The 21,955-nt window shown below is 45.3% G+C and carries 17 protein-coding genes and 1 riboswitch; of the genes, 7 read left to right on the top strand and 10 right to left on the bottom strand.

Translation table 11 applies throughout. The features are described from left to right. Positions 1-453: 453 nt before the first annotated feature. From NSQ91_RS11460 to NSQ91_RS11435, 6 genes are all read left to right on the top strand, one after another. Complete coding sequence (locus NSQ91_RS11460; protein ID WP_076193795.1) at positions 454-1,479, top strand: ABC transporter substrate-binding protein; 1,026 nt, start codon at positions 454-456, stop codon at positions 1,477-1,479. 139 nt (positions 1,480-1,618) lie between these two features. Continuing rightward, on the top strand, positions 1,619-3,286 hold the full coding sequence (locus NSQ91_RS11455; protein WP_076305557.1) for an AraC family transcriptional regulator: 1,668 nt from the start codon (positions 1,619-1,621) through the stop codon (positions 3,284-3,286). Positions 3,287-3,334: 48 nt separating this feature from the next. Continuing rightward, a riboswitch (cyclic di-AMP (ydaO/yuaA leader) is annotated at positions 3,335-3,478 on the top strand. 131 nt (positions 3,479-3,609) lie between these two features. Further along, complete coding sequence (locus NSQ91_RS11450) at positions 3,610-4,785, top strand: KamA family radical SAM protein (protein WP_370510815.1); 1,176 nt, start codon at positions 3,610-3,612, stop codon at positions 4,783-4,785. A 133-nt stretch (positions 4,786-4,918) separates the two neighbouring features. After that, positions 4,919-5,830: a helix-turn-helix transcriptional regulator gene (locus tag NSQ91_RS11445; RefSeq protein WP_076305558.1), complete on the top strand. Its 912-nt coding sequence runs from the start codon at positions 4,919-4,921 to the stop codon at positions 5,828-5,830. An 83-nt stretch (positions 5,831-5,913) separates the two neighbouring features. Further along, entirely contained in the window at positions 5,914-6,429 is a 516-nt protein-coding gene (locus NSQ91_RS11440) for a DinB family protein (RefSeq protein ID WP_076305559.1), read from the top strand. Positions 6,430-6,485: 56 nt separating this feature from the next. Continuing rightward, entirely contained in the window at positions 6,486-7,055 is a 570-nt protein-coding gene (locus tag NSQ91_RS11435) for a YdeI/OmpD-associated family protein (protein ID WP_076305560.1), read from the top strand. A gap of 150 nt (positions 7,056-7,205) precedes the next feature. Here NSQ91_RS11435 and NSQ91_RS11430 read toward each other — a convergent pair whose 3' ends face one another. The 6 genes from NSQ91_RS11430 to uvrA all read right to left on the bottom strand — a co-directional run bounded on the left by NSQ91_RS11430 (position 7,206) and on the right by uvrA (position 12,245). Continuing rightward, the gene (locus NSQ91_RS11430) at positions 7,206-7,382 is read right to left on the bottom strand and encodes a hypothetical protein (protein ID WP_340917851.1); all 177 of its coding nucleotides are present in this window, start codon (positions 7,380-7,382) and stop codon (positions 7,206-7,208) included. A gap of 104 nt (positions 7,383-7,486) precedes the next feature. Beyond that, the gene (locus NSQ91_RS11425; protein ID WP_340921450.1) at positions 7,487-7,996 is read right to left on the bottom strand and encodes an IS3 family transposase; all 510 of its coding nucleotides are present in this window, start codon (positions 7,994-7,996) and stop codon (positions 7,487-7,489) included. Further along, entirely contained in the window at positions 7,997-8,308 is a 312-nt protein-coding gene (locus NSQ91_RS11420; protein ID WP_340917848.1) for an IS3 family transposase, read from the bottom strand. 53 nt (positions 8,309-8,361) lie between these two features. Next, positions 8,362-8,679, bottom strand: coding sequence for a transposase (locus NSQ91_RS11415; RefSeq protein WP_076305695.1), 318 nt, complete (start codon positions 8,677-8,679; stop codon positions 8,362-8,364). Between the two features lie 128 nt (positions 8,680-8,807). Beyond that, positions 8,808-8,942: a hypothetical protein gene (locus tag NSQ91_RS11410; RefSeq protein ID WP_256716556.1), complete on the bottom strand. Its 135-nt coding sequence runs from the start codon at positions 8,940-8,942 to the stop codon at positions 8,808-8,810. Positions 8,943-9,740: 798 nt separating this feature from the next. Beyond that, positions 9,741-12,245 (bottom strand): excinuclease ABC subunit UvrA, encoded by a 2,505-nt coding sequence (gene uvrA, locus NSQ91_RS11405; RefSeq protein WP_340917843.1) that lies wholly within the window; start codon positions 12,243-12,245, stop codon positions 9,741-9,743. A gap of 257 nt (positions 12,246-12,502) precedes the next feature. On the opposite strand from uvrA, the gene NSQ91_RS11400 reads away from it, so the two are divergent. Then, complete coding sequence (locus NSQ91_RS11400) at positions 12,503-12,940, top strand: MarR family transcriptional regulator (RefSeq protein WP_076277474.1); 438 nt, start codon at positions 12,503-12,505, stop codon at positions 12,938-12,940. A gap of 70 nt (positions 12,941-13,010) precedes the next feature. Here the strand turns inward: NSQ91_RS11400 and NSQ91_RS11395 are convergent, their stop codons facing one another. From NSQ91_RS11395 to NSQ91_RS11380, 4 genes are all read right to left on the bottom strand, one after another. Further along, complete coding sequence (locus tag NSQ91_RS11395; protein ID WP_256716554.1) at positions 13,011-15,764, bottom strand: alpha-mannosidase; 2,754 nt, start codon at positions 15,762-15,764, stop codon at positions 13,011-13,013. A gap of 45 nt (positions 15,765-15,809) precedes the next feature. Next, a complete protein-coding gene (locus NSQ91_RS11390) occupies positions 15,810-18,962 on the bottom strand; it encodes a beta-galactosidase (RefSeq protein WP_076304832.1) in 3,153 nt (1,050 codons plus the stop codon). Next, entirely contained in the window at positions 18,959-20,278 is a 1,320-nt protein-coding gene (locus tag NSQ91_RS11385) for a glycoside hydrolase family 125 protein (RefSeq protein WP_076130000.1), read from the bottom strand. Before NSQ91_RS11385 ends, NSQ91_RS11390 begins: the two co-directional genes overlap by 4 nt. A 122-nt stretch (positions 20,279-20,400) precedes the next feature. Further along, positions 20,401-21,918, bottom strand: coding sequence for an ABC transporter substrate-binding protein (locus NSQ91_RS11380; RefSeq protein WP_076129999.1), 1,518 nt, complete (start codon positions 21,916-21,918; stop codon positions 20,401-20,403). Between the last annotated feature and the right edge of the window lie 37 nt (positions 21,919-21,955).

Here is a 21,955-nt window from a genome sequence, read left to right as displayed (position 1 = left end):
CTATTTCGGCTTGCGTTTGACTATAAAAACCATAACAAAGCCCTTCTACTGACGTCAAGCACGGTAGATAACATGCCACGTAATGATAACGATTACAATCAATGTGGACAAACCTGGATTTTTTCATCACCTGAACTTCTTAATACATAACAGTAATCAGATTCAAAAAAACACCACAATCCTATGTGCTTCAAGGGATTCCTTTGCCAAGTTTATTATGAAGACAAGCTCCCTCTCTTTCTCTCGATTGCTGTTATTTAGAGTATTTTTCCAAGCAGCTAAAAATAATTCAAAATAATTTTAAACACATCCTTTTTACTTGATTGTACAAATCAAATTACGGGGTTATTTTTTGTCCATTGAGTAAAAAGAGGCTTTAATTTATGATATATTTTAATCGAGAATGATTATCATTATTGGTGGTCGTTACATATAATAGGGAGGCAATAAGATATGAACAAGGTACGACAGTCCTTCGCTGTGGTATGTGTACTATTTTTGCTGAGTACATTGCTACTGGCGTGCGGAAACTCAAAGGAACAATCCTCTGCCAATAGTACGGTGAACAAAACCGGGAACTCTTCCGCTGCAACCGCGGTACCTTCAGCAGAACCCTCAGATAGCAGTACAGATGAAGCAGCAGCGACTACCCGCTCCTATACAGATTACATAGGGCATACTGTAGAGATTCCGGTGAATCCGCAGCGAATTATCTATTCTGGAGAAACTTATGGCGATTTGCTCGCACTTGGTGTGCAGGCGGTAGGTTATCCTCTTTCTATGGGTGAAGGCCAGGTTTTTGAAGATCAATTACAAGGTGTGGAGGATGTAGGCTTCCCTATCAATCTGGAAAAAACATTGGAGCTTCAGCCTGACCTGATCATCTATGCGGGCACAGATGAAGCTGATTTCGAACAGCTCTCCAAAATTGCACCCACTATAATATTTGATACCTTTGCCCCACTCCAGGAACGTATGCTGGACATTGGTGGAATTGTTGGGAAAACGACTGAAGCAGAAGCATGGCTTGCGCAGTATAAAACCGCTGAAGAGAACATGTGGAAGCAATTGAAATCCGCAGGCATGAAAGAGGGCGAAACGGCTGCGGTCTTCACTTATTATCCAGGAGACAGACTGTTTATAATGGCTGCAACCGGACTTTCCCAGGTACTCTATGGGGAGAATGGCTTCAAGGCAACTCCAGCTATTCAAACGATCCTTGATGAAGGTAAAGGGTTCCAGGAAGTATCCATGGAAGTCCTGAAAGAATATGCCGGAGACCGGATATTCCTCTTGACTCCAGTGGCAGAAGAAGCAAAACAATCCACAGAGAATCTATTAAAGAGCCCTATCTGGAAGAGCCTTCCTGCCGTCAAGAACGGATATGTCTATACACAAGACATCATGAAGACTTCAAGTGATGCGACAACAAGAGAATGGCTGCTTGGCGAAATTCCACAGCTATTGAATATGAATTAACCTTCTGTGATGAAGAGTTTAACACAAGGCTGATAAAAAACTGCAAGAAGCATGTCAACAGCTGTTGATATGCTTCTTTTTTTTATATACAATGAATTCATTGATAATCATTCTCACCAAATGAACGGAGGCTGAACCCATGCTGCATACATCATCGTCCTGCCCCCCACTCCACTCTCTGCTATTTCAGCTAAACGAGGCCGAACTGATGATTCAAGCTGCCGATTCAAGCTCTATAACGCGTACAACCCAGGACTATACCCTTCTCATATTTACTGGAGGGAACGGACAATTGAACCTCGATGATCAAAGCGTGATACTAAGTACGGATAAATGTTATCTACTATCTCCTGGAATCTCCTATAGTACGGACAACCAGGAGCTGACGTTGTATTATTACCTCATCACCTTTACAGCAATTTATACAACCGAGGATCCTAAACGATATTCTGGAGAGCTGCTTTCCGGCAGACGGGAGTTAATTGTGCACCCGTTCACCAAGGTAATCCGACTAGTCGAAGACCTGCTCATGAACAGGAATAACACCGATGATGTACAACAATTCAAGCGACAATTAAAATTCCAAGAATTGCTGCTGCTACTTTTTGAGCATAATTACCCTTCCAAACACCTGCCAAGTCCTACGGAATCCGTAGAAAAGACCATAACATTCATTCAGGAGCATTATACAGAGAGTATCACCGTGAAGCAGTTAGCTGAACTGGCGGGAATATCAATCTGGCAATATACACCGATCTTTCAGCAGCTTACGGGTAAAAAGCCGCTTGAATACCTGACGGATCTGCGCATTAATCATTCCAAACGATTCCTGCAGGAATCGACTGAACCACTGCGGGAAATCGCCAGACTGGTCGGCTTCTCGGACGAATACTATTTTAGCCGCCGCTTTCGGCAAAAAACCGGAGTTACACCCGGACAATATGCACATCAGAAAGGTCGTAAGCTTACCGTCAAGGATTGGACGGGTCATGAGGTGGAGATTCCAGAGCGAGCGAAACGTATTGTCTATCATGGCGAAACACTTGGCGACCTTCTCGCGTTAGGCGTAAAGCCTATCGGTGGAGATGAAGCGTTCGCCCGGAACAGCGTCTATAAACATCGGCTTAAGAAGCTCGCCAACGTCGGGTTTCCACTGGACCCGCAGTTGACCGCTTCCCTAAACCCAGATTTGATCATTTTGGCAAATAGTGATGAAAGAGCCTACAGAGCAGTTTCTGGTATCGCTCCGACACTCACCTTTGATTCATTTGCATCTCTCGACAAACGAATGCGGACACTAGGCAGTTGGCTAGGTAAACAGCGCGAAGCCGAAGCATGGCTGGAGTCATTCACAATCAAAAACGCTGCCATGTGGCAGCAGCTTTACACGACAACCCTCCAAGTTGGAGAAACCGCCTCTGCTTTGGTCTATGATCATGGAGATCATCTGTATGCTATGGGAATGTCCGGATTCTCCACTGCGCTTTATGCCCCATGTGGTTTACAACCGACCGAAGAGATCCAGGCCATATTGGACGAAGAGTTAGGGTTCGCCGAAGTTGATCCAACACGACTGCCTGCCTACGCCGGAGATCATATCTTCATGCTCATTCCGGAACGCAAAGACTCGCGAGCTGCGATGGAACGATTACTAGACAGTTCACTTTGGAACAATCTCCCAGCAGTACGTCAGGGACATGTTTATCTGCTCGACGGAAGCAAATGGAACTCTAGTGATGCGTTAACCCGGGAGAAGCTGCTAACGCTGTTGCCTAAACTACTCGGCGGAAGTAGCGCTAGCAATTGAAAGTGAATCTAGGATTCTCTTTTGACTTTTCAAAACTTGATAGGGTATACTTTATCTACGCTTAATTTCCAACTTTTACAGTTGAAAAGCGGGGGAACCAGTTAATTGGGGCGAATCATTGAGCATTAGAATGTAGGGTACCATCTTACCCGAGTCCGTCAGCTAACCTCGTCAGCAGTGGATGGGTCTGCTTTTCATGTTATTTACATAACCAGAGACCCTTGCTAAGGGTCTCTTTTTGTGCTTTTTTGGACCCTGCTGGCAGTAGATTGGCCTTTGACACTAAGGCTCCCTCATTTCTCACACTACGAGACAAAGGAGAGATGTACGTGCAAAAGGTAAAGTACTTCACGGATATTAACAAAATAGCTATGTTGTCTGAGCTGGAAAAAGAGAATCTGAAAGAAATTACGGACAAATTTGTTTTTCGTGTAAATGACTACTATCTGTCTTTGATTAACTGGGATGATCCAAATGATCCCATCCGTAAGCTGGTTATTCCTAACGAAGGTGAACTGCTGGAGTATGGGCGCTGGGACGCCTCCGATGAGGACACGAATTATGTGGTACCTGGTTGTCAGCACAAGTATAGAACAACTGCACTGCTGATTGTATCCGAGGTCTGCGGGGCTTATTGCCGCTACTGTTTCCGTAAGCGTCTGTTCCGAAATGACGTGAAAGAGGCGATGGCTGATGTCTCTCCGGGCTTGGAGTATATCGCAAATAATCCGGAGATTAACAACGTACTTCTTACGGGCGGGGACAGTTTAATTCTCTCCACACCGAAGCTAAGATCCATTATTGAAAATCTAAGAAGCATTGAGCATGTTAAGATCATTAGACTGGGTTCCAAAATTCCCGTATTTAATCCAATGCGGATCTCTGAAGACGAAGAACTGCTGGAGCTGATTCGTACTTACTCTACCGAAGACAAACGAATCTATGTTATGGCGCACATCAATCATCCTCGTGAAATCACACCTGAAGCCAAAAAAGCATTTAAAGCTCTCCACAACGCAGGGGCAATTGTCGTAAATCAGACCCCCATCCTCAAAGGCATCAACGATGATCCCGTTATTTTAGGGGAACTACTGGACCGGCTTTCATGGGCTGGCGTTACACCCTACTACTTCTTTGTGAACCGGCCCGTAGCCGGAAACCGGGATTTCGTATTACCGCTCGAGCAAGTCTATCAAATTGTAGAAGAAGCCAAAGCCAGAACCTCAGGACTTGGCAAAAGAGTACGCTTATCCATGAGCCACACCTCAGGAAAAATAGAAATTCTCGCCATTGATAACGGAAAAGCCTATCTCAAATACCATCAATCCAGAGATCAGGAATACGGAAAATTTATGATTCTAGATTGTCCAAAGGACGCCGAATGGTTCGATGACCTGCCTGGGAATGAGCAATATTGGACCCCACCTGTGAAAAAAAACGATGCTATTATTTCTGTTAATGATTTATCAGGCGAGCCTGCGGATTTAATCTGTAAATAGATTTAATCGACTCTGTCATAGAATATTTCTTCATCGCCAACAACAAAACTCCTCCCGCCCAAAATTTGCCCGAAAAATTCTATGATATAATCACGCTGTAACACGAAATGGACTAATGGGTGGGAATGCACACATGAAATTGGAACGATTGATTTCTATGATCTACAAGCTATTGAACCACGAAGTTTTATCTGCCTCCAAGCTGGCTGAAGAGTTTCAGGTTTCCCAGCGAACGATCTATAGAGATATCGATGTGATTTGTGCCGCTGGCATCCCGGTCGTATCGTATCAGGGAACTAAAGGTGGATATGGCATTATGGACGGATATAAAATGGATAAAAGCCTGCTCCGTTCGTATGATGTCACTTCTCTGATTACTGTACTGAACAGTCTTTCTTCCGTGTTTGAAGATGAGCATACGCAAGGAACCATTGAACGGCTGCAAACGATTGGAACGGAGCCACAGACCTCTAGTCTCGCGGTGGATCTTGAAACCCGGCGTACGGATCCTGACGCACTTCCTCTTTTACGTGCGGCTATAGCGGAACGAAATGTTGTCCGTTTTGATTACATCAGTGTAAAAAATGAACGTACAACCCGTGAAATGGAACCAGTAAAGCTTCATTTTAAATATAGCAACTGGTACATCTATGGTTATTGCCGGGCTCGGCAGGACTATAGGGAGTTCCGACTTTCCCGGATGCTGAATTTGTTCCTGACGCAGGATACCTTTCATTCGCAACATGAGGTACCCAAAGAGGCCGGCTGTTCAAACAGGGCAGATCAGGTGGAGGAAATAGTGATCCGGGTAGACCCTGAGGCTTTGGCAGAAGCTTTGGATCAGTTTCATCAAGTCGACAAGGAATTTCATTCCGATAAAAGCATGACGATGCGAATTCCTGTGTATAAGCCATTGGAAGCACGTTGGCTTTGGTCCATTCTGCTGAGTTTTGGCAGCGGCGCCGAAGTCCTCGAACCCCCTGCATTGCGAGGTATTTTAAAAGAGCAGCTTCAAAACACACTCAAACTTTATGAAGAAGTATGACAGTCTGATGTCATACTTCTTCTTTTATATTAACTACAGTAACAAAAAACAAATCCATGACCATTCAAAAGGAGAATGTACGAATGACAAATTATCCAGTAGAAATGTTTAAATACCACACATGGGCAAACCAAACTATCCTGGGGGGAATCAAGGAACTCCCGCCTTCTGTGCTAAGTCAAGAAGTGAACAGCTCATTTCCCACCATCGCTCATGCCCTTAGCCATATCTATGCGGTTGATACGATGTGGTATCTTGTATTAACAGGCACTGCCATGCCAGAGGCTTTTCAACAAAGTATCCCGCTAAATTTGAGCATTCTAGATTCTGTGGATGAATACGTAAATATCTTTGCCCATCTATCAGAACAATACAAAGCATGGTTACACAACCAATCCGATTTGGAGCAAACCATTCTGCTTGACAATCCATTCGCCGGAATCCGCCAAACACGCCTATCAGAAATTGTGTTGCAAGTCGCCAATCACGGGACTTATCATAGAGGCAATGTATCTACTATGTTACGGCAGTTAGGCCATGCTTCCACCATGAATGACTATGCTCTTTTTTGGTATCAGGTTCCTGCAAAAGCAATTTAATCTCGGATGGGCAAGACGCTCCACTCCATACCTAGAAAGGAAATTGTATTTTAATTATGGAGATTAAAAATCTAATTACAGTAAAAACGAGAGAAGATTTAAGAGTTTGGCTGCAGGAGAATTGTAAGACTGAACAATCTTGTTGGGTACTCGTTAGTATGACGCCAAACCCAGAAACGTTGCTATATTTGGACGTAGTTGAGGAATGTTTGTGTTTTGGATGGATCGATGGAGTGAAAAAGAAAATTTCGGAAACGGAGCTGGCGCAAAGACTCTCTCCCCGAAGCAAAAGAAGCTCTTGGACTGAATTGAATAAAGAGCGTGTCCGCCGCCTCGAAAAGCTGGGGTTAATGAGTGCTGAAGGAAAACGGGTACTTCCTGATATGAACCCTGATTCTTTTATAGTAGATAAGATTATAGAGCAAAGGCTAAAAGAGGACAGTCAAGTATATGAGAATTTCCGGGCCTTTCCCCCCCTTTATAAAAGAGTTCGGATCGACACGATCCAAAGCAATAAACATCAGCCAGATTTATTTAAGAGTAAATTAGACAAATTCATTGCAAACACTAAAGAAAATAAAATGTACGGGCAATGGCATGATAATGGACGTCTGCTAGATTATTAAGCTGCGCTAGATGCATGATCTCCTGCTGAGGCTTTCGGACTCCAATGACGCTATTTACTAATTTGTCGCCTTTTCAGCAACTTATCGGATCCCAGTGCAGCTATTCCTTAGAAATGGGCTCTTATACGGTGATTTTTCCGCCATTAGGAGCTATGCGGTCCGATAATACTCCAAATGGCGGATTTTCCTGCATTTAAGGTGTGCTGGGTCCGATACCGCTGAAGTATGGTCATTCGCTCGGTCTATTACTACTGTTACTACTACTGCTACTGCTACTGCTACTGCTACTGCTACTGCTACTGCTACTGCTACTGCTACTGCTACCATGATCTCCTGCTGAGGCTTTCGGACTCCAATGACGCTATTTACTAATTTGTCGCCTTTTCAGCAACTTATCGGACCCCATGGATCTCTGTCAAGAAAGTGGACAGTCACGCAACAGACATTCTAGTCAATTGCTCAGCAAAACGAACTGGAGAAAGATACCCCAGCGCGCCATGCATTCGCTTGCGGTTATAGTAAAACTCAATATATTGAAAAAGTGTCTGGTAGGCTTGCTCCTTAGTTTTGAATCGTGGATTACAATAAATGAGCTCCTTTTTCAAAATGCTGTGCCACGACTCGATACAGGCGTTATCATAACAGTTACCTCTGCGGCTCATGCTGGACTCCATGCCATACGCCTTCAACTGCTTCGTGTATTCATGAGAAGTATATTGAGAACCTCTATCGGAGTGATGTAATAGACCCTTTTCCGGTTGTTTAGCTTCGTAAGCATCTTGTAAAGCACCCGAAATCAAGCTAGTTTCCATATGGTTCTCCAAACGCCACCCCACGATTTCGCGCGTGCAAAGGTCCATCACACTAGCCAGGTACAACCGCCCTCCCCGGCAAGGAATGTACGTAATGTCGGTAACCCATACTGAATTGGGTTTGAGTATTTAAAATTGCTGGTTCAGCGTATTCGGGGCAATCGGATGGTCATGATTGGAGTCGGTGGTCTGTACCCGATACGTTTTGGAGACAATGGAGCGAAGCTTCATATGTCGCATGTACACACTCACCGTGCGTTCGGTAACGGTATAACCTTCTTGATGTAACAGGCGGGTGATCTTCGGACTCCCATACCGCTTTTGATGGTCTGCAAAATGATACTGAATTCGCTTCATTATCGCAGCCTTACGAAGCATATGCGTACTGGTTTTTTCTGTCCGCCACTTGTAGTACCCGCTCCGTGACACATGTAGGGTCATGCACATCTTCTCCAAGAGAAACTCGGAGCGATGTTTTTCAATAAACTGGAATCTCAGTTCCTTGGTTTGCTGAAGATGTGCACTGCTTTTTTTACGATCGCTAATTCCTCTTCCACATCGGCAATCTTGTTATCTTTTTCTTGAAGTTGCCGACGCATCTCCTTCAACTGTGCCTCGAGTTCCCGTACTCGATCCACGCTAGCTGCCGGTTCATTCTTTAGTTCTCGATACTGGCTCATCCATTGATGCAGGGTACTTTTTGGGATGTTGAGCTCTTCCGCCAAGTCGCCCACTGTCTTTGTTTGCTCTTGAATGAACTGCACTGTCTGTTTTTTAAATTCTTCGTTATACCGTTGTCGATGTTCTCCCATGTGAACACACCTCCGTGGACTCATTATCGCCAGTCTGTTAACTACTGTCCACTTTTTATTCTAGCTTCACCAGTGCAGCTATTCCTTAGAAATGGGCTCTTATACGGTGATTTTTCCGCCAATAGGAGCTATGCGGTCCGATAATACTCCAAATGGCGGATTTTCCTGCTTATAAGGTCTGCTGAGTCCGATACCGCCGAAGTATGGTCATTCGCTGGGTCTACTGCTACCGCTACCACTACTGCTACTGCTACTGCTACCATGATCTCCTGCTGAGGCTTTCGGACTCTAATGACGCTATTTACTAATTTATCGCCTTTTCACCAACTTATCGGACTCCAGCGCAGCTATTCCTTAGAAAGGGGCTCTTATACGGTGATTTTTCCGCCATTAGGAGCTATGCGGTCCGATAATACTCCAAATGACGGATTTTCCTACATTTAAGGTCCGCTGGGTCCGATACCGCTGAAGCATAGTCTTTCGCTGGGTCTACTGCTACTGCTACTGCTACCATGATCTCCTGCTGAGGCTTTCGGACTCCAATGACGCTATTTACTAATTTATCGCCTTTTCAGCAACTCATCGGACTCCAGCGCAGCTATTTCTTAGAATCAGGCTCTTATACGGTGATTTTTCCGCCATTAGGAGCTATGCGGTCCGATAATACTCCAATTGGCGGATTTTCCTGCTTATAAAGTCTGCTGAGTCCGATACGCCGAAGAATGATCATTCGCTGGACTCCTGAGTCCGACACGCCGAAGAATAATCATTCGCTGGTCTGCTGAGTCCCATACCGCCGAAGCATAGTCTTTCGCTGTCTGTTGCTACCGTATCCTAATCATCTGCGGATCAAACACCATTGACTCATGATCATCTGTTAATCCTACAGTTCTACGTAAGTATAATTCATCAGTTAATCCCAAAGTGCTAAGTACGCGCGAATGGGATTGGTTCAGACGTTCAGGCAAAGTTTAGAGTTGAGAGCAGAGGTTTGGTTTAAGTTCAAAAAAAGAGAGGTGCCCCAGCCATTTTCATGGCTTTTGGGCACCTCTTTTATTAAGTTACAGCCCTTCAGCCAGAATCCGTTTCAGGAACATCCCTGTGTAGGATTCCCGCACTTCAGCAACCTGCTCCGGTGTACCTTCAGCTACAAGCTTACCGCCCACAACGCCACCTTCAGGGCCAATATCAATCACCCAGTCGGACTCCCGAATCAGCTCTAAGCTGTGCTCCACAACTACGACAGTATTTCCCGTATCAACCAATTTGCTCAATAAGGTATGGAGCTGCTTGATGTCTGACGGATGAAGGCCTGTTGTTGGTTCGTCAAGCAGATAGAGCGTATGGTTTTTGGAAGGTTTGCTCAGCTCTTTAGCCAGTCTAATCCGTTGCCCTTCACCACCGGATAAGGTTTTGACAGATTGTCCCCATTTAAGGTAACCGAGACCCACCTCACACAATGTCTCGATAATCCCCGCCATTTTGGCTTCCGACTTAAGAATCGGCAAGCTTTCCTGTACGGACATGTCCAGCAGATCCGAGATGGAATATCCATCATATTTCACCTGGAGAACCTCATCCGTAAATCTTCTCCCCTTGCATGCGTGGCATTTAACCTCCAGATCGGGTAAGAAATTCATGTCTACAGTCAGCACCCCAAGACCCTGACAGGTTTCGCAGCGTCCACCCGGTGTGTTAAAGGAAAAATGCTTGGAGGTCAGTTTTCTTTTTTTCGCCTCCGGCAAAGCAGCAAACAGCTGGCGCAGATGTGTGAATACATCTGTATATGTCGCTACATTAGAACGCAACATTCTACCCATGGGCGATTGGTCAAAGATCACTATATTTCCAACCTGATCTAAGCCCGCAATCTCCGCACAGCCTATTTGCTCATGTTCTTTCGTACTGCCTTGCGCAAGAATATCAAAGACTAGTGTCGACTTGCCTGAACCCGAAACCCCAGTTACAGAAACTAGACAATCTAGAGGAAATGAAACCTCCGGGATATCAATATTCCGGTACTGTGCCTGTCGGATGGTGATTTGTTTTCCGTCACCTTTCCGGCGAACGTATGCAGCAGTCTTATTACGCTCTTCTCTAAGATAGGCTCCCGTAACAGAAGTCTCGCTTGCCATCAAATCCTCAATGCTGCCCTCGCCAACAACTTGCCCTCCGTCCAAACCAGCACCCGGACCCATATCAATAATATGATCGGCAGCGCGCATCATCTCAATATCATGCTCGATAACGAGCACCGTATTACCCAAATCGCGCAGCTCCTGAAGCACACGAATGAGGCCAACAGTATCCCGCGGATGAAGCCCGGTCGTCGGTTCATCTAGAATGTATAACACTCCAGTCAGACCTGACCCCAGCAATGAGGCAAGGCGCAGCCGCTGTGCCTCTCCACCAGAGAGGGAGACCGTCTGACGGTTCATGGAAAGATAACCAAGACCAACATCGATAATCCGTTTTAGTCGGGTAGGCATATCGTGAAGGATGGGTTCAAGCAGATGAAGTCCCTCGGTGGGCAAAGCCGCCTCCAAGCCTTTCGTCCACTCGTAAACATCGCTTAATGGCCAATCCGATACCTCCGTAATCGATGCGCCAGCTACCCGAACGAGACGAACTTCTTTTTTTAGGCGAGCGCCAAGGCATTCCGGGCATTGCTGCTCATGAAAAAATCCGCCGTCTTTTTCCTGTGTACCAGCTTCTCCTTCCTTCTCCTTGTATCGCCGCCACAAACCAGGAATGACGCCTTCAAATTTGGTGCCTTGAATCGGCTTAACATTGGGAAAATGGCGCTTAAACGCCTCACTTTCCACTCCGTAATATAACAAGTCGCGCTGAATTTCGCCGTAATTTTTTAAGGGCTGATCCGGGTCAAACTCAAAACCAAAATGCTTGCCAGCGGCCACTAATATACGCATCTGTATATCACGATGAACACCATTCAGCGAGGCCACCCCACCCTCACGCATACTAAGCTCTGGATTAAACACTGCCGCTTCATTTATAGTTGCCACAGATCCAACACCACCGCAGGCTTCACAAGCTCCCTCCGGCTTATTAAAAGAAAAGTGTGACATGCCCAGCTTCTCAAGCTCAGCTCCGCAATGCGGACAACCCATCGTTTGACCATGCATTTCCTCGTCTTCCTCGATCAGCAATCCCCTCGCTTCAAAAGAAGGTGGAATGCTGCCACTACAGGAAGGGCAAACCCGCTCGCCTAATCTGGAAAAGATAAACCGGACAAACGTATAGATGTCGGTGACTGTCCCAACTGTCGAACGGGGATTACGATTGGTGACATGTTGTCCAACACTAATGGACGGAGACAGTCCAATAATAGACTCCACCTTTGGTTTGCTGATCGTATCTGACGTCATGCCCATGGAATCCAAATACTGTCTTTGGCATTCCCGCTGAAGTGTATCCATAGCTAACGTCGATTTCCCTGATCCCGAAGGTCCTGTCAGGACAACTAGCTTATACTTAGGAATCGTGAGCGAGACATTTTTCAGATTATTCTCTCTTGCCCCTTTAATAACAATAGTCTCTTTCACATCTATTCCCCTCTCAATTCAACCCACTGGTTCGTAGTTATATCTTCTATCCATATGGTTGCCCAAAGTTGTTGGATTGCAATTATTTTGCAAAACATTTCTAATTTCGATAGAATGTATTTGATAAATCACAAAATTTTAGAATAACTTTATAATCTAATATCTTGACTATCAAGATATAATTATTTTAAAAGGAGCGTTATCTTTTGTCAAGCCACGAACAACCTACACCAGAGCAGGAACAATTCACCTTGCTTATGCGCAGTTTGGGAAACCGAACGGTATTGTACCAACAAAATGTAGCCGCCTCACTTGGGTTATACAATAATGATTTCTTATCTATAGATATTCTACGGGAGAAAGGTCCTATCACTGCTGGAGAACTGTCTAAATTAACCGGTCTGACCACAGGCAGTGTTACGGCATTAATAGACCGGCTCGAAAAAAATGGCTATGTCCGCAGACAAAATGACCCGAATGACCGCCGTAAAGTGATTATTGTGCCATTATATGAGAATAAAGATGATGTCATTAATACGTACCAACCGCTCCATACCGCCATGGTTAAGCTCGCAGCTTCTTATACGGATGAAGAGCTCGCCCTTATTTCGCAGTTTTTAGGCCAAGCAAGTGCGGTTCTGGAAGAGCAGATTGATCATCTTGGATCCACTGCGCGCGGCAAATCTTCTTCCTAAGATACGTATTTATACAAAAAAGGACGATATCCAAAAGTCATACGACTCTCTGGACACCGTCCTTTTTCATTTATTTTCTAATACCAATCGTTACAATTTCGCATGGACCGATCAGTAAGTCAAAGCTACCTTTCTCATCCCTAGAAACTGGGTGGCTCTCCTCTTCTAGAATCGTCGTTTTATAGAAATACTGCTGTGGAATAGACGAATGGAAGGCCAGGTTGGTGTTCTGCTGACTCATGTTGTACCAACGCATCAGTATATCTCCAGTCTGCTCGTTCATTTTCAGTGAAGAAAATGCGAGTTCCTTACTCTCCCAATCGAATGGAGTATACACCGGCGCAACCACACCTGCATGTACATCTGTCTGACATACAATCCACGGAACCTGGAATTGGTAAGCTTCAGCATAAGCACCAGAAATTATACCCTCACCAGGGTGCGGGATAAGCTCCATACGAACAACATGCTCTCCCAGACACTGCGCTTCTGGAGTTGGGAATAGCCCCCAGTCACCAAGTTCGCCAACAGAACGTAGCAGCGTAATCGCAATAGTGTTACGCCCATCTCGCAGCACTTCATATTCATTTAATCCAAAATTAGCGACGGTTAGACCCGCTTTCCCATCACTAACATCAACAAAGGCTTGCTGATGTTGCGTGTTACTCGGATTTTTCCATTCTGTGGCTGGTTCAATATTCCGCTCAGCAACCTCGAACATCGAATCTACACGATGCGTGGCAGCGTTCAAATCTGTTGGAAACAGTATACGAATCCGGTGATCTTTGGCCTGGTTATCTATTGTCGTTTCGATATGCAATCCCTTTCCGCCCCGCTCCAAGGAGATTACAGTACGAAGTTTCAGAATGACTGTGTCACTACTGCGCTGAGCTTTGCGCTCCGGATAATAAACCAGTGCACGCTGCTCCTCATCCAGCTTATCATCTGCCGAGGCTGGAATCTCCCAGTTATGGTTAATTTCTATAGCGGCGCGAAACGATGTATTTTCCAGTACACAAATGTTAGCCTTCAGTCCTTTAGTCGTCAAAGCTTGTTCAGCCTCTGGCTGTTTGTACATATATTCATTGCCGATATCCCCGGTGTTTTCATATACACCAAGATCTTGATAGGTCACTCCACTAATTTTGTCACTTAGCATAAACGAACCATCATCATTAATGACTACCTTGATAACGTCATTTTCCAGCACCCGATCTCCATATAGCAAAGATTCAGCGGCTATTGCCAGTTTTGCATCTGCTCGGCGAACCCAAGCATATGATCGAAGACCTAGCGCAGGAACTTCTACGGCTTCAAAGGTAAGTCTTACCCGGCGGCACATATACGGCTGACGGAACTTATCATCTGGCAAATCATAACCAAACTGAAGCCCCAAGTCCTTCAGCTGGCAGGCAATGTTATTCCCTTGATCGTCTACTAACATACGACCGTGCAAGTCAATTCCAATCATACGGCTAGCCGTTTCTTCCAGAGAGAATCCTTCTCGCAAATATAGACGCGCCACATCAAGTTCTACGCTCACAGTACCCGTGCGACTCCAACCCGTCATATTCATCGCTACTAGTGGAAGCACGTCTTCACCATATGCTGTAAACCCGGACGTATCCACAGCTTCTGCAATCACTCGTTTACTATCCTCAACAATGGTCTCTGCCACATGACGGCTTTTGTCAAAACGGGTGACCATCTCACGGTGTACCTCATCCACGCTGCATCCACAAATACTATCATGCGGATGATTCTGCATTAATGTCTTCCATGCATAGGTGAACAGATGATGGGGGTACTCTTTGCCCAGTAAATGTGCGAACGAAGCAAGTGGCTCGGCCAACTTTTCAAGCAAGATTTGCCCTTCCTGATTCCTCTGTTTCAAATAGACACGAGCAGACGCGGTATTCACTAACGTACCCCATCCATCGGTATGCTGGCTCCGCAGTTCGCCCTTTACAGTCGACAGATTGCTGCGATCCATTACACCCTCTACGGCCTTAAGGTAATCAGGAAAGTTCGAATGAATGAACTCCATATCTGGATACAACCGCTTCGCAGTTTCGATAGCCTCTGGCAAATCCAGTTGAGCCGGCTGATGATCACAACCATTCATGAACAGCAGCTCACCTGTAGAGGCAAACTTCCGCGCATCTGCCAGCTTTTTCTCCCAGAACACTTTGGCTTCTGCTTCATTTACAGGCACTTCGTTTCCGTTAGAATACCAATTGGCAAATAAGATGCCGAGCACTTTTGATCCATCAGGACCTTCCCAAATCAGCTCCGAGAATGAGGATTCGTAACCTCCATCCGACACCGTATTATTGAATCCAGTGGGCTTCACACCTCTTCCAAAAAAGGCATTATTGATGCCGGATTGCAGCATTAATTGTGGAGTCTGGCCGACTAGACCAAAGGTGTCCGGAAAATAACCGATTTTGGAGGGTTCCCCGTAACGCTTCGAATCCTGATGGCCAATTTGCATATTACGAACATTGGCCTCCCCACTGGTAAGGAACGCATCCTGCAAAATATACCAAGGTCCTATTAGAAGGCGACCTTCCGCAATATATTTCTGTAGCCGCTCTTGATTTTCTGGACGTACCTGAAGATAATCTTCCAGAATAATCGTCTGTCCATCCAGATAGAAACTCTTAAATTCGTTATCCTCATCCAACCGGTTCAGTAATTCATCAACCAGTTTCACTAAGCGTACATGATGCTTCTCATAGGGAAGATACCATTCCCGGTCCCAGTGTGTATGGGAAATGATATGGGCTGTCTGAGGGCTAATAGATTGTTTTGAACTTTCCAAAGTGAAGACCTCCTTATATGCAATGCGTTCTATCTACCAAGATGCTTAATGTAGAAGATGTGGATAATTGACATGAATCTCGACTTCCTGCGGGCGATAAACACCAAGCAAATCTCCTTTACTATCCGTAGCAAAAAGAACAGAACGTTCCTGTTCCAACACGAACGAATAAGTTCGGCCAGTGGCTGAATCCTTCACCTCGATCTTTGCATCTTGGGCATATTCCGACACGAAGGTAAAAAGTGCACCCGTAGCAAAGCTCAGTTTTCGTCCGTAGATACCCGCTAAGTCCCCACCACTAATCCATTCAAAATCACGTTCCACAAAAGCAGCATTAACCGCGTAGCGGTAAAGTGCAGCCGTAGTATCCCTACGCTCACTCAATTCAACTGGCAGTGGACTCCATAGGAGTCGACCCTTGCCCAGCGGAAGGTTCACGACAGTGTCTATAGTAGAACTTCCACCATTTTTTTGAATGATCGTTTCCTTCGACACCTCAGCAATCCGTCGGTGACCGAAGGAGACGGGGAGTTCTTGGCCTTGAAGGCTAAGCACTTCTTCGCGGCGAACATTACGCAATTCACGTTTACCAAGAATATCACTCAACCGATCTGAAGAACGCCAGTAGGCATCAATGCCTAACGGTCCAGTGGCAAGCAACACCGCTCCTGTCTCTTCAACAATATGTAACAACCGTTCCATCGCTGCATCAGCGAAGTTATGCGCGCTTGGCAGTATAATCAGCTTCGCAGGGTTCTTCTCCAAATCATCTAGATGGTATTCGGATGCCCCCCGAAAAGACATCTTGAGCTCATAAGACAGAATGCGGGTAAGCTCTGTTGTAGACGCAAAAGCCAACTTTCGATTAGAGAAATCATTCGAATAAGGGAACACCACCGCAATCTCTTCCAATTTCCGATTACCAAATATATCACGGATACCTTCTATAAACTTCCCGAAATCATAAGATACGTCTGCCTCAGGCTTCTCGGTTCCATCCGCTCTCAGCGCTCCGATATGGGACTCATTCGCATTATCCATATAGAAATTCGTATTCCAGATCCAGTGAATAGCTCCCGCACCTGCCGTTCCAAAAGCGTAAGCATACTTGCGTTCCAGCAAATTCCGCAGCTCTTGTTCTGAACGTTTGGCTCGGCCATCTGGAGTTTCTACATACATGACGCCAGTCTCCTGAATTAGGTTTGGCTTATTGGGGGTTTTGGCAAAAATGCCATCCCATATCAAATAGTCGTTAAACCACCAGGAGTGCACAGTAGTGTAATCTACCGCTTCCTCATAGAAAAACGGCGAAGGACGCTGCGCTCCTAGTCCCTCATCCTGGCCAACCGTAACCATCTGAGCTGGACATTGCTCCTTAATGGTATCGTATAATTGCTTCACCCAACGGTTATGCATTTCCATAGAGAACAAACAATAATCCAACCAGCGTGTCCCCCTCTTAGCACTGTGCATATCTTGTACGTCGAAGTTCATCTCTTTTGCTTCAGGCAGCCCTGCCGAAGCAAAGTCCGGAAGCTGTGCGGGCGTCATATTCCAGCGTTCCTGCAGCACTTCGATTACACCATGTCTTTCTTGTAGCCATTCCCTAAAAGCTTGTCGCTCAAAGCGATCATGGCATGAACTCGGGCCGTCCGAGAAAATACGGTCCGGATCAAACATCGACGGTTCATTAATAAGATCCCAGTCTACATTCGAAGAATCTTTATGACGAGATACAATAGACCGAATGAACCGCTTCTGAGCTTCCACACTTTGTGGGTCCAGATAAGGGTTCACCCCTCCCCACGTTTCCGGTGTGAAGGAGAAAAACGTGAACGTCACCTGAAGATCATGCTTTTTCGCCGTCATGATGAAGGCGTCGATCGCCCGCAATACTTCTTCCGAGACATGTCCATCGTCTTGCATCACATTGCGATAAGCTGTCCAGATCCCTGTACGGATCCAGTTAATCCCGGCCTTCCGCATCTGGCCCATATCACGATCCCAAACTCCGACGTTCGGCAGAAAAAGAAATTTTCGCGCCACATCACTCGCCATATAAGTCATGCCGACCACTGGTAGCGGACGCCCATCTTTTATAAAATAATCTCTGCCGCTCGTTACCGGATGGCCTGCTGCCAGCAGCTCAGGAGCATGACCCCAGAACCCTTGGCGCAGAATGCGAACCTCACCATCACTGGCTTCTGCTTCACAGACAATCTGGTAGAGGCCCCTACTTATCTCCAAAGGAATAGGCAGACGCACCATGTTTAGTTCTGCATTCGCCTTCATTTCCAAACTCTGAGACCACTTCAAAGAGGTATCTGATTCATGCTCTACATGAATTGTGAAATTCCATGTATCTTCATTTCGCATAGAAGGTCTCACTCGTTCAAGCTGCTGAATCTGAAGGGTTAGGGAAGCACGTTCTCCTGATTCATAAGACGCGTAATTGGGCTTAACCCACATTTCCGTAACACCCTTGCTGCAGAAACGCGCCCAATTGGATATCGCGGAAGGACCTTTTTGCTCCCAAAAAGAAGCTGTTGCAGGTGTATTTACGAACAGCCAGCGTGAACCTGCATACAAACCGCTCGTATTCTCCCAAAGAACCACTGGGGCAGCGGTTTCTCGACCCTCGGACGTAATTCCCTTTAAGAGCGGGTAAATCCGTGTGCTCATCGGACCTGCCGAGCCCATTTGATGTGGTAAATCACTCGTCTTTGTCGTATGTGGCACGAGGTTCCATGTGTCCGCACTCGTTAGAAAAAGAGATTCTTGACCCTTAAGCAGAGGAATGACATCCAAGGCAAGCAATGAATGGTTGCGTGAGCATTCAACACGAAGTGCCTCATGAATATACAGCTCCTGATGATAGGAAGTCTGCTCCGCTTCGACATGCCATCGGCCATTTTCCCAACGAACAGGTTGTTTGAAGGGTGCGCCTCCAATGCTAATCAACCCGCCACCTCTTTGCAGGTATTCAAGAATGGCTATCCAGGCCGCTTTCGGGAAATAGGGTGCATGCAGATTGATGAAACAGCCGCCTTTCGTTTCGCATAGCGTTTGTGCAAGCTGATTCTCACTTACAATAGATCCGAACTCACTCATGGATGTAATCGCATCGCTAGGAATGGGACTGGAAATTGGAAAATCAGAATCATAAAATATGATTACAGGTCTGCTCAGGCTGCTCATAGTAGTCCTTCCTTCATCATTTTATAGACAAGTTGGGAGAACAGACTATTGGACCAGGCGAACCATTTTCTAGTGAACGTATTCGGATCATTAACATGGAATCCCTCATGCATAAAGCCAGTATCCGCATCCGTAGCTTCTAACATCTCAAGCATCTCCAGCTTTTCTTCCTTAGTTGAAGCCGTCAAACCTTGCATCGATAATGCCATATGCCAGATGTAGTCTTTGGGAGTATGCGGACTACCGATTCCCTTCGCTGCGGTTCCTTCAAAATAAAAAGGATTCTCCTTGCTCAGAGCAAATCGTCTCGTATTCTGATAAATTTCATCCTCTGCGGTAACATAGCCGAGATAAGGAATCGACAGGAGTCCTGGTGTTCCCGCATCATCCATCAAGCAGTAGTTGCCATAACCATCGGTCTCGTAGGCGTAGATTGGACCGAATTTCGGATGACGATAAATACCATACAATTGAATTCCGTGATCAATCTCAGCTTCTAATGCTTTAAGCTGTTCCAGAAATTCAAGATCACGGAATACCCATTCAGCAAATTCCTGCATATGACGTAATGCAACAACAGCGAACATATTCCCCGGGATGTTGTAATGAAAGTCGCATGCATCATCACTCGAGCGGAATCCCGACCAGACCATACCCGTGTAATTAACAGGCATACCTAGACCATTATTACGCAGTGTATCTTCAGGAATCCCATTGTTACGCGTAAAGCGGTATGGAGATAATTCACTATGGCGCTGTTCAGTTTTGAACAGGTTGAATATTTTGAACATTGCTGCCTTAAATCCAGCGTCGAATATATCAGCCTTTCCGGTTTCTTTCCAATAGGCATAAGCCAGACGCATGGAAAAACAAAGAGAATCGATCTCGAATTTACGCTCCCACACCCAGGGGGACATTTCCGTAATATCGCTAGTGCTCCAATGCCAATCATTCGCTGTCTCATTAAACGCATTGGCGTACGGATCGATATGAATATACTCGATATGACGTTTAATTAACCCGCCAATAATCCGCTGAAGATCGGGATCTTTTTTAGCAAAGGGCACGTAGTGCATAACCTGCTCCACAGAGTCTCGCAACCAAGAAGCCGGGATATCTCCTGTAATTACAAACGTTGTCCCATCATCCATAAGCTTAGTCGTTGTCTCAAGCGTATTGGGAAAACAGTTCTTAAAAAGCTGCAACAGCTTTGGCCGATGAGCTAACTTCTCCTCTGCTTCGTTCAATACTTCTTGAACCGCTTGAGGAAGCGGCAGCTTCGGCATAGAGATGGCGGGAAGTCGGAATTGTTCCATATTCTCACTCCTTCATAATAAATGGGGATAGATAGAGAGACGGGCAGCATAGCTGCCCGTCTCCACTAATCCTATTTGTGTTACCTTTAGTGATTAATCTTAGGCGTGTTACGTTCATTAGCTTATTTCTTTGTCTGGTTCCACTCATCAAGTTGCTTTTGAACTTCTGCAATGACTTTATCAAGTCCAGCTTCTTTAAATTTCTTCGCTGCTTTTGGCAGATATGTTTTAGGATCAACAGAACCTGTGTATAGCGCTGGCATAAATTCTTTAGTTACGTTGTTGATAGCCGCTACTTCTGTTTTTACAGGTGTAGGATCAAATGCAAAACCGAAAGTAGGGGCTTCTTTTGAAGAATCATTAAACTTCTTGAAAGCATCCCATTTATCAGCAGGGTCATCAGCATGCAGATAAGTCAGTAACATGTTTCCAAGTGTGAAGCCTGGCATTGCATAGCTATCTTGCATAGCTGGCAGATCTTCAATGACATTGTCAGAGATTTTCTTATAATGTGTTCCTTCAATACCATAGTTGAGCAAATTGCGTAAGTACTTATCTGTATTCAAAAGATTCAAGAACATCATCGCGCGCTCAGGATCACCTGAGGTTACGGAAATCGCGTGCATCGAACCAGCGGCGGACTGTGTATATACATAAGGCTCATGCATAGGCGAAGTTACAATTTCATAACCTGCTGAACGAGACCAACCTTTTTCTGCATAAGGCTGTGTAATTTCGCGATCGGCAAACCATTTACCGGTCTTAATGTTATCAATACCTTCAAGTGTTGCAACGTCTGGGCGTAAGTAACCTGCTGTGTAAAGTCTACGCATCGTATCTAACGATGTTGCAAGTTCAGGTGTCTCCAGAATATTAACAACCTTGCCATCTGTGGAATCCATATAGACCCCGATAGGTAGCTCATCACCTAGTACATAGTCAAATGGCATAAATGGTTTAAAGCCTTTAGGAACAGCTAGCGGTGTAATATCAGCCGGCTCGTTCTCTTTAATCGTTTTAAGAAGTGGCTCTAGATCATCCAATGTACGGATATTGGAAATGTCCATGTTGTATTTATCAACATATTTCTTATTGAAGCGCCATACCCATTGCTGTCCAAGCTCCTTATTTACAGGAACACCATAGATCTCACCTTTAATCTTAGTTCCTTCTAAGAAACGAGGGTCCAAAACTTCTTTCGTTTCCTTACCATACTTATCTAGCAGATCATTCAGACCCAAGAACGTACCATTAGCTGCGTTACGGCGGAAGTCATTTGTCCAAGAAGAGGTAAAGGCAATATCATAAGGCTCACCAGAAGCGGTGATGACTTGCATCTTCTTATCGTAATCGCCCCAATCGAACATCGTTATGTTCAACGTCGCGTTAATTTTTTCTTGGGTATATTTGTTAACTTCTTTTAAGACAAGATCTAAATCCTTTTGAGGCCCACCAATTAAATACATCTTCAACTCATATGGCTTTAATTCTGATGTGTTCCCTGCTGAATTCCCTGCTGCCGCTGAATTGTTTGTTTCTTTAGCAGCATTTGTATTATTATTCGAACCACATCCAGCTAGAAGGCCAGAAAAAAGCATTGTCCCTGCAAGAGCGAGTGTTAAGCCTTTTTTCATTTTCATTTCTATTTTCCCCCTTTAGATTAATGAACGCTTTATT

This window comes from Paenibacillus sp. FSL R7-0048, from assembly GCF_038004505.1.
GTDB classification, from domain to species: domain Bacteria; phylum Bacillota; class Bacilli; order Paenibacillales; family Paenibacillaceae; genus Paenibacillus_AQ; species Paenibacillus_AQ odorifer.
The sequence above is the reverse complement of the archived record's forward strand: the minus strand, read 5'-3'. Positions and strand labels throughout refer to the sequence as shown.